The sequence below is a fragment of the Nocardia sp. XZ_19_231 genome (assembly GCF_015355705.1).
Classification (GTDB): Bacteria; Actinomycetota; Actinomycetes; order Mycobacteriales; family Mycobacteriaceae; genus Nocardia; species Nocardia salmonicida.
Genome location: NZ_JACUZI010000003.1, coordinates 851,627 through 864,758, shown reverse-complemented (window position 1 = coordinate 864,758; position 13,132 = coordinate 851,627). Strand labels below are relative to the sequence as shown.

General features: G+C 68.1%; 12 protein-coding genes. 5 read left to right on the top strand and 7 right to left on the bottom strand.

Going from position 1 to position 13,132, the window contains the following annotated elements:
- Nucleotides 1-31: 31 nt before the first annotated feature.
- Nucleotides 32-3,511, top strand: coding sequence for a BTAD domain-containing putative transcriptional regulator (locus tag IBJ82_RS17070; RefSeq protein ID WP_370585346.1), 3,480 nt, complete (start codon nucleotides 32-34; stop codon nucleotides 3,509-3,511).
- Between the two features lie 54 nt (nucleotides 3,512-3,565).
- Here the strand turns inward: IBJ82_RS17070 and IBJ82_RS17065 are convergent, their stop codons facing one another.
- The 5 genes from IBJ82_RS17065 to IBJ82_RS17045 all read right to left on the bottom strand — a co-directional run bounded on the left by IBJ82_RS17065 (nucleotide 3,566) and on the right by IBJ82_RS17045 (nucleotide 8,262).
- Complete coding sequence (locus tag IBJ82_RS17065; protein ID WP_194826851.1) at nucleotides 3,566-4,390, bottom strand: ABC transporter permease; 825 nt, start codon at nucleotides 4,388-4,390, stop codon at nucleotides 3,566-3,568.
- The gene (locus IBJ82_RS17060) at nucleotides 4,387-5,373 is read right to left on the bottom strand and encodes an ATP-binding cassette domain-containing protein (protein ID WP_194826850.1); all 987 of its coding nucleotides are present in this window, start codon (nucleotides 5,371-5,373) and stop codon (nucleotides 4,387-4,389) included. The genes IBJ82_RS17065 and IBJ82_RS17060 overlap by 4 nt, the downstream gene beginning before the upstream one ends.
- Before the next feature lie 186 nt (nucleotides 5,374-5,559).
- Complete coding sequence (gene menE, locus IBJ82_RS17055) at nucleotides 5,560-6,684, bottom strand: o-succinylbenzoate--CoA ligase (protein ID WP_194827202.1); 1,125 nt, start codon at nucleotides 6,682-6,684, stop codon at nucleotides 5,560-5,562.
- 277 nt (nucleotides 6,685-6,961) lie between these two features.
- Nucleotides 6,962-7,354, bottom strand: coding sequence for a VOC family protein (locus IBJ82_RS17050; protein WP_194826849.1), 393 nt, complete (start codon nucleotides 7,352-7,354; stop codon nucleotides 6,962-6,964).
- Between the two features lie 14 nt (nucleotides 7,355-7,368).
- Nucleotides 7,369-8,262, bottom strand: a complete 894-nt coding sequence (locus IBJ82_RS17045) for a 1,4-dihydroxy-2-naphthoyl-CoA synthase (protein ID WP_194826848.1) — start codon at nucleotides 8,260-8,262, stop codon at nucleotides 7,369-7,371.
- Between the two features lie 141 nt (nucleotides 8,263-8,403).
- Between IBJ82_RS17045 and IBJ82_RS17040 the strand changes: the two genes are divergently transcribed.
- From IBJ82_RS17040 to menD, 3 genes are all read left to right on the top strand, one after another.
- Entirely contained in the window at nucleotides 8,404-8,850 is a 447-nt protein-coding gene (locus IBJ82_RS17040) for a hypothetical protein (protein WP_194826847.1), read from the top strand.
- 369 nt (nucleotides 8,851-9,219) lie between these two features.
- Nucleotides 9,220-9,480: a hypothetical protein gene (locus IBJ82_RS17035; protein WP_194826846.1), complete on the top strand. Its 261-nt coding sequence runs from the start codon at nucleotides 9,220-9,222 to the stop codon at nucleotides 9,478-9,480.
- Between the two features lie 268 nt (nucleotides 9,481-9,748).
- Nucleotides 9,749-11,380: a 2-succinyl-5-enolpyruvyl-6-hydroxy-3-cyclohexene-1-carboxylic-acid synthase gene (gene menD / locus IBJ82_RS17030; protein WP_194826845.1), complete on the top strand. Its 1,632-nt coding sequence runs from the start codon at nucleotides 9,749-9,751 to the stop codon at nucleotides 11,378-11,380.
- Here menD and IBJ82_RS17025 read toward each other — a convergent pair.
- On the bottom strand, nucleotides 11,377-11,610 hold the full coding sequence (locus IBJ82_RS17025; protein ID WP_194826844.1) for a hypothetical protein: 234 nt from the start codon (nucleotides 11,608-11,610) through the stop codon (nucleotides 11,377-11,379). The two genes, menD and IBJ82_RS17025, sit on opposite strands and share 4 nt — an antisense overlap.
- A gap of 180 nt (nucleotides 11,611-11,790) precedes the next feature.
- On the opposite strand from IBJ82_RS17025, the gene IBJ82_RS17020 reads away from it, so the two are divergent.
- A complete protein-coding gene (locus IBJ82_RS17020; protein WP_194826843.1) occupies nucleotides 11,791-12,381 on the top strand; it encodes a TIGR03086 family metal-binding protein in 591 nt (196 codons plus the stop codon).
- Between the two features lie 48 nt (nucleotides 12,382-12,429).
- Here IBJ82_RS17020 and IBJ82_RS17015 read toward each other — a convergent pair whose 3' ends face one another.
- Nucleotides 12,430-13,062, bottom strand: a complete 633-nt coding sequence (locus IBJ82_RS17015) for a TetR/AcrR family transcriptional regulator (protein WP_194826842.1) — start codon at nucleotides 13,060-13,062, stop codon at nucleotides 12,430-12,432.
- Between the last annotated feature and the right edge of the window lie 70 nt (nucleotides 13,063-13,132).

Genomic DNA, 13,132 nt, shown 5'->3' with positions numbered 1-13,132 from the left:
ATCGCGGGACACATCGACCGCGGGTGTCGCGGTGAGTGCGAATCGGGAGCCCGACGCCGCGCTCGCCTACGATGACATCGGCATGTCTGTACAGCACCGCGGCCCCGAGGGGTCGCTCTCCGAGGCTCTCTCCCGCGTTGTCGTGGGGGTGCTCGGCGTGATCGCGATCCGCCGCGACGAGGCCATGATCGCGCTACCCGGCGCCCGCGCCAGGCTGCTGCTGGCCGCCCTCGCCGTGCATCCTGGCCGGGCTCGCAGCGCCCAGGCGCTGATCGACGAGGTGTGGGGCGAACAGCCACCCAGGGCACCGATGAACGCGCTGCACACCCAGGTCTCGCGACTGCGGGCGATGCTGCCCGACGGCGCGCTGGAGATCGGCCCCGCGGGCTACCGGCTGACCCTGCCCGCCGACAGTGTCGACCTCACCGCGGTCGCCGCGCTGGCCCGCCGCGCCGACGAACACCTGGCCGCGGGCAACACCGCCGACAGCCTCGCCGCGATCGCACTGGCCCACACGCTGTGGCGCGGCGAACCGGGCGCCGATCTTCCTGATTCCGCCCCCGCCGTCGACCTGCGCGCGGTCGCCGTCGACCTGCGCCGCCACCTCGATCACACCGAACTCACCGCCCACACCACCCAGCGCGACTTCGCCGCCGCCCTCCCGCTGGCTCGCGCCGCCGCCGCGACCGACCCCTTGGACGAATCCGCCCACACGACCCTGATCCGCCTGCTCGCCGCCGCGGGCCGAACCAACGAAGCCCTCGAAGTCTTCGCCACGTACCGCCTGCGCCTGATCGAGGAACTCGGCGCCGACCCGGGCCCCACCCTGCTCGCCCTCAACACCGCCATTCTGCGGGGCGAACCGATCGAGCTCCCTGGAACCCGCACGGCGCAGCGCAAACCGAGAAGCCGACCAGCGTCACCCATCGTGGAGCGGGAGCAGCCGAACACGCTGCCCGCCGAAGCGGCGAACGGCAGCGCGCCTGACCGATCGGCGGCAAACGACACCCCGATGCCACGCACGGCGGTCGGCCTGCGTGCCGCACCCAATGAACTGCTCGGTCGCACTGCCGATCTCGATGCGATCATCGATCTGGCGCACCGCTCCAGGGTGACCACCCTCCTCGGACCCGGTGGCACCGGCAAGACCAGGGTCGCCAACGCAGTGGGTGAACGGCTGGCTCGTTCGATGCCGGTGGTGCTCGTCGAATTGGCCTCGGTGCAGCCCGAATCGGAGGTGGGCGCCGAATCGCGCACCGGCATCGAGGTCGTGATCGGGCAGGTGATGGGCCTGGGCGAGGTGATCCGTGACCCCGGCGCCATCCGACAGGGCAGGCAGATCGATGCGCGCACCCGCCTGCGTGAGGCGCTCGCGGCCCGGCCGATGGTGCTGATTCTGGACAATTGCGAGCACGTGATCGATGCCGCGGCCGAGGTGGTCGCCGATCTCGTCGGCAGTTGCGCCCAGCTGACCGTGCTCACCACCAGCCGCTCACCGCTGGCGATCACCGCCGAATCCGTCTATCCCCTGGCCCCTTTGGCGATCGACGCGGCCGGTTCACCTGCCACGGAACTGTTCTCGGCTCGTGCCAGGGCGGTGCGTCCCGACGTGCGCCTCGACCCCGACACCGTGGCCAGGTTGTGCCGCACCCTCGACGGTCTGCCGCTGGCGATCGAGCTCGCCGCCGCGCGGGTGCGCACGATGAGCGTCGCCGAGATCGAGACCAGGCTCGAACATCGTTTCGCCCTGTTGCGCAGCGGTGATCGGTCCGCGCCGCATCGGCATCGCACGCTGCACGCGGTGATCGCGTGGAGCTGGAACCTTCTCGACCCCGATCAGCAGGTGACCCTGCGCAGGCTGAGCCGGTTCGCGGCCGGGTTCACCTTGTCCGCGGCCGAGATCGTCGCCGCGGGCCCGGATGTGGCCGCCGCGGTGGACGGGTTGGTCGGCCAGTCCCTGCTCACCGTCCTGGATGACCCCGACGGCGCGGGCATCCGCTATCGCATGCTCGAAACGGTTCGTGAGTTCGGCGCCGAACAGATCGCCGCCGTCGACGCAGCGACCGACGGCGCCGAATCCGCGCTCGTTCTCGACAGAATGTTCTGCTGGGCGCGGGAATTCGCGCTGGCATCGTTTCGCGGCTACCGCGGCGGCGATCAGGTGCGGGCGGTGCTCGCGGTGACCGCCGACCTGGACAACCTGGTCGCGGTACTGCGCACTGCCGTCGATCGCGCCGACGCGCACACCGCGTACTCGGTCTTCCCGGTGGTCGCGATGGCCTGGGTGATGCGCGGCGCGCATCTGGAATTCACTGGGTGGGCCATGCGATTGGTCGATCTCGTGCCGCCGCCACCGGCCTCGGGTGAGGCCGCCGACCTACAGATGATCGCGCATCTGCTGACCTGCCTGCACATGCTGTTCCTCAAGGACGGTGGCGTCCGCGCGACGGCGATCGTGCGCATGCGCGCGCGGCGGTTGCTGACGAGCCCCGATCTCGATCCGGGCCTGTCCTTCCTCGGTGCGGTGATCACCGTTCGGCCCGAAAAGTTCCGACTGGGCAGGCTGTTAGCCCGTGGCGCGCGTTCACACCATCGGCAAGTTCGGGTCGCCGCCCTGATCGCACGCGCCAATCTTTGGGAGAACGCGGGCAACGTCGCGGGCTCGACCCGCGACTCCTTACGCACACTCGACGACATGGACCCGGCGGAAGTGTGGGGCATGGCGACGGTGAGCCAGCACCTGGCCCAGCTGTCCGGTCAGTCGGCGTACTACGCCGACGCCGTGAACTACTACCGCCGCGCGCTGGAGTTGATGGGCAAGCTCCGTGTGCACGAAGAGATCATGGAGAGCCGCTGCTACCTGGCGGCTTCTTTGGTCGGCTGCGGCCGACTCGAGCAGGCCCGCGCTGAACTCGACTTCGCCCTACGCCCGGACGATTCCGGTGTGAGCCCGGTCGACGACCCCAGCGTTCGCCGCAATCACCGGCTGGCGAACGCGGCCACCGCCCTCGCCGAACTCGAACTCGCCGAGGGCGATATCGACGCCGGACTGCGCCATTTCCGCCGCGGGCTCGAGCTGCTCGGGTGGCCCGATTTCGAACCGACGCCCGGCCCCGGTTCACTGATGATCGCGGCGGGCACCGTGAGTGCCCATGTGCTGCACGGCCGGGCGTCGGTTGTCGGCGGCCTGGTGGCCGAGATGATCGAGATCGCCGATCAACGGTTGGCGCAGTACATCGACCTGCCGCAGATCGGCGCGGTGGCGTGCGCACTCGGTTCCTACCTGCTCACCACCGAGAACGGGCGTACCCACGGCCTCGAACTGCTCACGCTGGCAGGGACATCGATGGCCAGACAGGACAGCCCGTCGATGGAACTGGCCGCGCACATCGCCTTGCATCGGAGCGTGGTCGGCGACGTCGCGATGGACGCCGCGCTGCATCACGCGGCGGGTATGCGTCGTCTCGATGCCGCGATGCGCGTCATCGAGATCATCGCCGGACTGCACTGACACGACAACGGCACCCGACCCCATGGATCGGATGCCGTTGCGGAACAGCGGTGTTCAGGCGCGGCGCATATAAGCCCGCACCGCGAGTGGCGCGAAAATCGCGATCACCACGAGCGAGCCGACCAGCGACCAGACGAGATCGGTGCCGTAACTGTTGGAGTTCATCAGTTCCCGGCAGGTGTTGACCATGTAGTACACCGGGTTGGCATGGTTGAGCCCCTGCATCCAGCCCGGCATGGTGCTCACCGGGGCGAAAGCGCCGGACATGAACGTCAGCGGGAACATCACCATCATCGAGATGCCCTGCACCGACGCGGCGCTCTTGCCGGTGACACCGACCAGCGCCCAGATCCAGCTCACCGCGAACGAGCACACCACGACCACCAGGCAGGCCGCGACCACGCCGACCAGACCGCCGCCGGGCCGGTAGCCCAGGCACAACCCGACCAGCACGGTCAGCGTCGAGGCGATGGCGTAGCGGACCATGTCGGCCAGCAGCGCGCCTGCCAGCGCCGAAACCCGCGCGATGGGGAGGGATTTGAAGCGGTCGAACACGCCCTTGTCCATGTCCTCGCGCAGCTGTGTGCCGGTGACCACCGAGGTCAGCACTACGGTTTGCACGAGGATGCCCGGGATGAGCACCGGCAGATAGCCGGACACGCTGCCCGAGATCGCGCCGCCGAAGATGTAGGTGAACAGGGCGGTGAACAGGATCGGCTGCACCGTCACGTCGAAGAGCTGTTCGGGATTGTGTTTGATCTTGAGCAGGCCGCGATAGGCCATCGTGAACGAAGTGGAGATCGTGTCCCGCAGGCTGATTCGGTCGCTGGCCTGAGGGAGGTCGTCGATGGTCTTGGGAGCGGTGAGAACTGCGGTCATGCCGCGCTCCGTTCGGTGTCGTCGGATTCGTCGGCCGGGTGGCCGGTAATGGTGAGGAAGACTTCGTCCAGCGTCGGTTTGCTGACGGTGATCTCGTCGACCGCGATCTCCCAGTCGCGCAACCGGATCAGCAGGTCGGCGGTGAGATTGGGGTCGGGCAGCGGCGCCGTGAGCCTGCCCGCTTCGGGGCTGATCTGCACGCTCACGTCGAGGAAATCGCCGACGATACGGCGGGCTTCGTCGAGCTGTTCGGAATCGACCAGTGTCAGGTGGACCGATGCGCCGCCGATGGAGGCTTTGAGCTGGTCGGCGGTGCCGTCGGCGATCACCTTGCCGCGGTCGATCACCGCGATCCGGTCGGCCAGTTGATCGGCCTCGTCGAGGTATTGGGTGGTGAGCAGCACTGTCGCGCCTTCGCGGACCAGCCTGCGGATGGTTTCCCACATCTGCGCGCGAGTGCGTGGGTCCAGGCCGGTGGTCGGTTCGTCAAGGAACAGCAACGGCGGGGTGGAGATGAGGCTGGCGGCGAGGTCGAGGCGCCTGCGCATACCGCCGGAGAAGTTCTTCAGCGGCTTGGACGCGGCCTCGGCGAGGTCGAACTCCTCGAGCAGCTCGACAGCCTTGCGCCGGGCATCGGACCTGCTCAGGCCGAGGAGGCGGGCGAAGATGATCAGGTTCTCGGTGGCGGTGAGCTCCTCGTCGACCGAGGCGTACTGGCCGGTGACACCGATCAGCGAGCGCACCGCGTTCGGTTCGGCCACGACGTCGCGGCCGAAGATCCGGGCGCTACCGCCGTCGGGGCGGAGCAGGGTCGCCAGCATCTTGATGGTCGTGGTCTTGCCCGCGCCGTTCGGTCCGAGCACGCCGTACACGGCGCCGCGCGGCACCGTCAGGCTCACCCCGTCGACCGCGCGCTGCTTGCCGAACACCTTGACCAGCCCGTCCGCCTCGACGGCGAGGGATGAAGTGGGTGTGTAAGTCATGAGCACCACCGTGCCCACCAGGCCTTGCACGCCCCTTGCACGGCACTGTCAGCGCCTTGCGTCAGGAGTCTTTCCCGTTCTCGGCCGCCTCGATCTGGACTGACTGGAGGGTGTGACGAAGGAGCACCCGGAGGGAGGGAAGATCGAGGCCTCAGGGCCGAGAACACGCGCGCGCCAGCGCGCCGATTACTCAGCTTGTAGAAGCTTGCGCAGGGCTGCGCGGTCGGGCTTTCCGGGGCCGCGTAGCGGGATCTCCGACAGCACGGCCAGTTCACGCGGTGCGGCGATCGAGTCGAGTTCGGCCACCACGTAGGTGCGCAGTTCGTCCAGCGTCGGCGCGGCACCCGGCGTCGGCACGATCGCGACCGCGACCCGCTGACCCAGTCGTTCGTCGGGCAGGCCGAGCACGATGCATTCGCGGATGCCGGGGTGGTGGGACAGCACAGCCTCCACCACCTGCGGAATCACCAGTAGCCCACCGGTCATGATGGCCTCGTCGAGGCGCCCCGTAATCGAGAGCACACCGTCTTCGAAGGAGCCCGCGTCTTCGGTCCGGAACCAACCGGGCTCGGCGAAGGCCGGATGGTCGGGCAGATTGCGGTAACCGCGCGCGATCATCGCACCGCCGAGGATGACGCGACCGTCCTCGATGCGCAGTTCGGTGCCGTCGAGCGGCACACCCTCGTAGACGCACCCACCGCAGGTCTCACTCATCCCGTACGTCCGCACCACGGTGATACCGAGGTCACGCGCCCGGTCGAGGACGGGCGCGGGCGTGGCCGCACCGCCGACCAGGACGCCGTCGAGTTCGGCCAGCGCCTTGGCCGCCACCGGCGAATCCAGCGATTTGATCAGCTGCGTCGGCACCAGCGCGGTGTAGCGCCGTGGTCCACGCATCGCGCCGACAGCCCCGGCCAGCGCCTCGGGCAGGAATCCGCCCGACACGTCGAGCACCGTCGGCTCGGTGCCGGCGAGGATGCTGCGCAGCAACACCTGGATACCGGCGATGTGATGGGTCGGCAGCGCCAGCAGCCAACTACCCGGACCGCCGAGACGGTCGTGAGTGGCGTTGCCGCTGGCACGCAAGGCTTCGGCGCCGAGCAGCGCGCCCTTGGGGATACCGGTGGTGCCCGAGGTCGTCACGACCAGCGCGACATCGTCGTCGATCGGATCACCGGGCTTGAGCGCGTCGGAAAGTCTGCGCGCCTCCCGACGATCGGTGGTCGGGATCGGTAACCACGCCGGGCCGCTGCCGTCGAGGGCTTGGCGCAGGTGGGGCATCACTTCGCTGACCCCGGAACCGGTCGGCATCTGCAGCGTCCGCAGGGTTCGACTCACCCCACCACCTCCGGAAACAGCTTGCCGCGCGCCCTCACGGCTTCGATCGTGTCATGCGACCGACAAGACCCGGCCAACGGGTCGGTTTGTCGGGAAACGGGTCGGGAAAGCCAGACATAGCGACTGCGATTCAGTAGATGGACACCACTCGCACTGCGGTCCGGACGACGTCGGTCGGGCGCTTGCTCGCAGCTATCGTGCGCGGCCGAGCCGTCATCGGCAACTCGGCTCGGCCGTGGGCACAGCCCTCTCACTCCGGCGACCAGCGCTGATCCCGCCGGATCGGATGTTCGGCGGGAACCTGCACCAGCACGATGGGGACACCGTCCGGATCGCGCACCCACATCTCCCGCAGGCCCCAGTGTTCGAGCACCGGTGCGCGCTCGATCTCGATTCCCTTCAGCGCCAACTCCGCCGCCGCGTCGTCGACATCGCGCACCTGCAACCAGATCGCGCCGTCGAAGCTGCCCGACTGCCCGCTGCCACCGTGTGCGGCGACCTCGAGCAGCGACTGCCCGGCGAAGAACACCGTGCCGCCGGGGTACTCCCGTGCGATCGCCAAGCCGAGGCCGTCGCGGTAGAACGCCAGCGTGCGACCGTAATCGCTGGGACGAACGATGATCCGGCTGTTGAGAATCTCCATGGGGGTTTCCGTTCTCAGAAGTACCAGGGGTAGGGCGTCCAATCGGGCTTGCGCTTCTCCAGGAACGAGTCTCGGCCCTCGACCGCTTCGTCGGTCATGTACGCCAGGCGGGTCGCCTCACCGGCGAACAGTTGCTGACCGACCAGACCATCGTCGAGCAGGTTGAACGCGTACTTCAGCATGCGCTGCGCCTGCGGCGATTTGCCGTTGATGTCGGCGGTCCACTCCAGCGCGACGTTTTCCAGCTCGTCGTGGTCGACGACCTTGTTCACCGCGCCCATCTGGTGCATCTCCTCGGCCGTGTACGGCCTGCCGAGGAAGAAGATCTCGCGGGCGAATTTCTGGCCGACCATCTTCGCCAGGTACGCGCTGCCGTAACCGCCGTCGAACGAGCCGACGTCGGCATCGGTCTGCTTGAACCGCGCGTGCTCGCGTGAGGCGAGCGTCAGGTCGCAGACCACGTGCAGGCTGTGCCCACCACCGGCAGCCCAGCCGTTGACGAGCGCGATCACCACCTTGGGCATGAAACGGATCAGGCGCTGCACCTCGAGGATGTGCAGTCGGCCTGCGCGCGCCGCGTCGACCGTGTCGGCGGTCTCGCCGTCGGCGTACCGGTAGCCGTTGCGGCCGCGAATGCGCTGGTCACCGCCGGAACAGAACGCCCAGCCACCGTCCTTCTCGCTCGGACCGTTGCCGGTGAGCAGCACCGCGCCGACGTCAGGGCTCATCCGCGCATGGTCGAGCGCGCGGTACAGCTCGTCGACGGTGTGCGGGCGGAACGCGTTGCGCACCTCGGGCCGGTCGAAGGCGACCCGCACCGTGCCCTGCTCGATATGCCGGTGATAGGTGATGTCGGTCAGGTCCTCGAACCCGGGGACGGGCTGCCACAGCTTCGGATCGAAAGTCACGACCACGATTATTGCCCTACTGTCCGACCGCGCGGTACAAGGTCGTAACACCGCAGCTCGAGCGGTCGGCGCGTGCTCTGAGCACCCGATGCGTATAGTTGCGCCTGCTCGTACATCGAACCGATCCGGAGGAACCTGAAAGTGGTTGCAGCACTGTCTGAATCCCTGCTCGACGACGCCAAGCGTCCGGCTTTCCTTGCTGACGCCGTCGAGGTGCTCGACGCCGAGGTCTCGGACAAAGGTGGTGCGTCCGGCCTGGCCGTGAAGGGTGGCTACGCGGCGGTCAAGAAGATCAGCCCGACCATCGTTCCCGACGGCCTCGCGTCGCTGGCGCCGAAACTGCTCGATCAGCTCCAGCCGTACTGGGCCGAATTCACCACCACCGGCACCGGCACCTTCGCCGATCTGCTGGCCGCGAAGTCCGATCAGGTAGCCGAGTCGCTGCTGGCCGTCACCGACGCCCGCGCCGAATCGTCCACCCGGCCCGCACTGAAGAAGGTGTACTCGTCGATGCGTGGTTCTGCCAAGAAGCACGTCATCGAGGCACTGCCGCGCGTTGGCGATCTGGTGCAGAAGCACGCAGGCTGAGCGCTCCAGCGGGGGTAGCCCCCGCTGTGATCGTGTGAACGAGGGGCCGGTGCGAGTTCGGGTAACCGAACCGCACCGGCCTTTTCGCGTTCGCGGGTGACCACCCTCACGTAACGGGGGTATGCGGTGGCCTCGGACACATCGATTCCCGGTCGGCGGTAAATTCCGTGACAGCCGGTGTGAGCAATATTACCGCCACGGTGAACGCCAGGATAATTGCGGGTTGCCACGAATTCGACGAGAGCGCGCCAGTCATCGGCGCGATTGACAACCACCCTGCCTTATCGGATACGTTGCCAATCAAGCGATCCGGAAATCGAATTGCTTTCAGATGACTGTATTGCAAAGGTCGAAAGGAAGTTTGCTCACATGATCTCTCGTAAGACCCTCGCCGCCACCGGTGCTGCCGCTGCCGCCGCTGTCATGTTCTTCGGTCCCGCCGTCGCGAGTGCCGACGCCACCGGTTCCGCCGATGCAGCCACGGGCTCGGCTGACGTGCTGACCGGCTCTTCCGCTGGTTCGGGTGTGCTGGAGTCGGGCAGCGCCGCGGTCGACAGCGCTACCTCCGCCGTCCTCAACATCATCGAGTCCGTCACGGGCATCCAGGATCTCACCGCGCCCGCGGAGTGAGCTGAATATTCGTTCGACCAACCATTTGTCGGGTTGGCGGAAATTCCGGCGGCGGGCAGGTAGCCCGCCGTCGGATTTCTTTCTTCCGTTGTTCTCTTTGCGATTTCATGAATATCGATTGCCTCGGTATATGAATATCGGTTCATCCCATCCTGGCATCCCGGTAATTGATCGCAGGGCCGAATACTGGTGCGCTGCTCGCACTCGGTGACGCAGGCAACGCGGGCCGGGGGCAGACGAGTGCGCGCCGGTCTGACAGGCTGTGATTGTGAATCCGTCTACTGCGCAGGCACGAGTGGTCGTCGACGAGCTCGTCCGCGGCGGCGTCGGTGAAGTGGTGCTGTGCCCCGGATCGCGCAACGCGCCACTGGCCTTCGCGCTGCAGGCCGCGGACGCGGCCGGGGAGCTTCGGCTGCATATGCGCGTCGACGAGCGCACCGCGGGATTTCTGGCGATCGGTCTCGCGGTGTCCTCGGGGCGACCGGTTCCGGTCGTGATGACCTCCGGCACCGCGGTGGCGAACCTGGGTCCAGCGGTGCTCGAGGCCAACTACGCGCGGGTGCCGCTGATCGTCGTCAGCGCGAACCGGCCCTACGAGATGCTCGGCACCGGCGCCAATCAGACGGTGGAGCAGCTCGGCTTGTTCGGTTCGCAGGTGCGCGCCACGATCAGCCTCGGGCTGGCCGAAGCCGAGGCGGGAGAGTCGGCCTACCCGCGACAGAACAGCGTGTGGCGCTCGTCGGTATGCCGGGTGCTCGCCGCCGCGCGCGGAACCCGTTCCGGCAACGCGGGTCCGGTGCAGTTCGACATCCCGCTGCGTGAACCGCTGGTCCCCGAGCTGTCCGACGATCCGCTGCCCGTCGGTCGCGAGGGTGAACGGCCGTGGACGACAACCCAATACGCCACCCTCGACGTGCCGCTCGATATCGACCTGACGCCCGACACCGTCGTCATCTCCGGCCACGGCGCGCGGCTGTTGCCCGAACTCGCGGCGCTGCCGACGGTGGCCGAGCCGACCGCGCCGATGCACGGCCCCGCCCTGCACCCGCTCGCGCTGTCGCTGCTGAAGCCGACCCAGGCGATCATCACCGGACGTCCGACCCTGCACCGGCAGGTCTCACGGGTGCTCGCCGATCCGGACGTCACCGTGTTCGCGCTCACCACCGGTCCGCGCTGGCCCGACGTCTCCGGCAATGTCGTCGGCACCGGCACCCGCGCGGTGACCACCGGCACACCCGATCCCGCCTGGTTGACGCGCTGCTCGGAACTGAACCAGCAGGCCGAGTCGGTGGTGCGGGCCGAGTTGGCCGCGCATCCGAAGGCGACCGGTCTGCACGTGGCGGCCGTGGTCATGGACGGCTTGCGAGAAGGCGATCAACTGCTGCTCGGCGCGTCGAACCCGGTGCGCGACGCCGCCCTGGTCTCGTATCCGCGCCCGGGCATCCGAGTGCTGTCCAACCGCGGTGTCGCCGGTATCGACGGCACGGTCTCCGGTGCCGTCGGTGCCGCCTTGGCGCATCCCGGCCGCACCGTGGCGCTGATGGGTGACCTCACTTTTCTCCACGATGCGTCCGGCCTGCTGATCGGGCGCGGCGAACCGCGCCCGGACAATCTCACGATCGTTGTCGCCAACGACGACGGCGGCGGCATCTTCGAGCTGCTCGAACAGGGCGATCCGCAGTACGCGGGTGTGTTCGAGCGGGTATTCGGCACGCCCCACGGCATGGATCTGGCCGCCCTGTGCGCCGCCTACCGCATCCCGCACCGTCAGGTCGATCCCGCCGAATTGGCCGTGGAACTGGCCGCCGACACGCACGGCCTGCGGGTGCTCGAGGTCGCGACCGAGCGTTCCAGCCTGCGTGAACTGCACGCGGGCCTGCGGGCCAAGATCGCCGGTTAGGTGCCGGTGAACCCCTCGTCGGCCTCGTCGAAGGGGACGGGGATGGTCTGTTCGATCACGTCCGCCGGGTTCGCGGTGTCGGCCTCGCGGACGATATCGGCCGCCATCTCGTCGGCGTCGGAGTAGGCCGGATCGTCGGGGTCGTCATCGCGGAAGGCGGACTGTTCCTGCTCGATGCGATCGGCCTCGGGGACCTCGTCCAGTGGGCGAGCGGGTTCGTCATCGATCATCGGTGCTCCTCGTTCGTCGGCCTGCTCGATCGGTTGAGCCTCGGACGTGATGTGCGCTGATCGGTCCTGCGCTGTCCAGGGTGCGCCGATCCGGTGCGCGCGGCAAGCCGCACCGATGACTTCGGGGCGATGGGTTCGTCTGCATGTGTGCAGCCACGACGTCATCGACGAGGAGTACTCATGGAACCGCAGTTCGATTTCGAACCCGCCGCTCGGTCGCTCGCCGCGGTCGTCGACGGCATCACCGACGACCAGCTCGCCGACCCGACGCCGTGTGCCGAGTCGACGGTGCGCGACCTGCTCGCCCACGTGGTCGGGCTCACCGAGGCTTTCCGACAGGCCGCGACCAAGGAATCGGTCGGCCGGTCCGCGCCGCCGCCTGCCGGTTCCGACAGCCCGCTGCCCGATGACTGGCGCACCCGCATCGCCGCGCAGCTCGAGACGCTGACGTCGGTGTGGCGGGTGGCGCAGGCGTGGGACGGTGATACCGAAGCCGGTGGGGTCGAGCTGCCCGCCTCGGTGATGGCGATCGTCGCGCTCGACGAGATCACCATCCACGCGTGGGATCTCGCCGTCGCGACGGGGCAGGAGTTGACCGTTACCCCCGTGGACCTGGCGATCCTGCACGAGTTCCTGCGCGAAACCGACCCCGCGGGCACACCCGGCTTGTTCGGCCCGGTCGTCGAGATCCCGGCCGACGCACCGGCATTCGATCGACTGCTCGGCCTCACCGGCCGTGATCCCGCGTGGCGCTCCGCCGTCGCATCGTGAACCGGACGCCCGATACTGAACCTGCTCTGTGGGGAAACTTGTCGGTAGTCAGGCGCTGACGTCGTCGGGTGTGATGACGAACGTTCCCGCGGCGGTGGCGATGGTGGCGGCTCTGGCGGATCGGTCGGCGATGTCGTCGTCGATGGGATCGCCGCTGGCCAGTAATCGGTAGTAGAGCGGCGCGGAGACGGCGGAGAGCACGGCGCGCGGGTCGGTGCCCGCGGGTGCTTCGCCACGGAGGACGGCGGCTTCCACACACGGCGCCCACTCGTTGAGCCGGGTGTCGTAGAAGGCGTGCAGCGCGGCGGCGGTGGCATCGTCGCAGGTGGCGGCCGCGATAACGGCGCGGAAGAGGTTGCTCTGGCGGCCGTCGGCGAGGGTTTTCGCGACCAGGCGGGCGTTGGCTGTCAGGTCGTCGAGCAGTGAGCCGGTATCGGCGCGCGGCAACGACTGCTCTGCCATATCGACGAGCAGGTCGGCGACCAAGCCCGCGGGGGTGCGCCAGCGCCGGTAGACGGTGGTTTTGCCGACCCCGGCGCCGGTGGCGACCTCGGTCAGATCGAGATGCGCGAATCCGCGGTCCGCGAGCAGGTCGCCGGCCACTTCCAGGACGGACTCGCGCACGCGAGCAGTGCGTCCACCAGGCCGAACAGAGCCCGGCCAAGCGATGTCGTGATCCATAACGGAACTCCTGTTTCATTTAGCGCGAATCGGGTGTACTGTCGATTCTGTTAACGAAACAATAGACCCT

Excerpts from the sequence above, each read along its gene's own strand:
- IBJ82_RS17025 (WP_194826844.1), bottom strand. The coding sequence starts at position 11,610 with ATGATCGATGACGAACCCGCTCGCCCACTGGACGAGGTCCCCGAGGCC.
- IBJ82_RS17050 (WP_194826849.1), bottom strand. The coding sequence starts at position 7,354 with ATGGAGATTCTCAACAGCCGGATCATCGTTCGTCCCAGCGATTACGGT.
- IBJ82_RS17015 (WP_194826842.1), bottom strand. The coding sequence starts at position 13,062 with ATGGATCACGACATCGCTTGGCCGGGCTCTGTTCGGCCTGGTGGACGC.
- IBJ82_RS17035 (WP_194826846.1), top strand. The coding sequence starts at position 9,220 with ATGATCTCTCGTAAGACCCTCGCCGCCACCGGTGCTGCCGCTGCCGCC.
- IBJ82_RS17065 (WP_194826851.1), bottom strand. The coding sequence starts at position 4,390 with ATGACCGCAGTTCTCACCGCTCCCAAGACCATCGACGACCTCCCTCAG.
- IBJ82_RS17020 (WP_194826843.1), top strand. The coding sequence starts at position 11,791 with ATGGAACCGCAGTTCGATTTCGAACCCGCCGCTCGGTCGCTCGCCGCG.
- menE (WP_194827202.1), bottom strand. The coding sequence starts at position 6,684 with ATGCCGACCGGTTCCGGGGTCAGCGAAGTGATGCCCCACCTGCGCCAA.
- IBJ82_RS17060 (WP_194826850.1), bottom strand. The coding sequence starts at position 5,373 with ATGACTTACACACCCACTTCATCCCTCGCCGTCGAGGCGGACGGGCTG.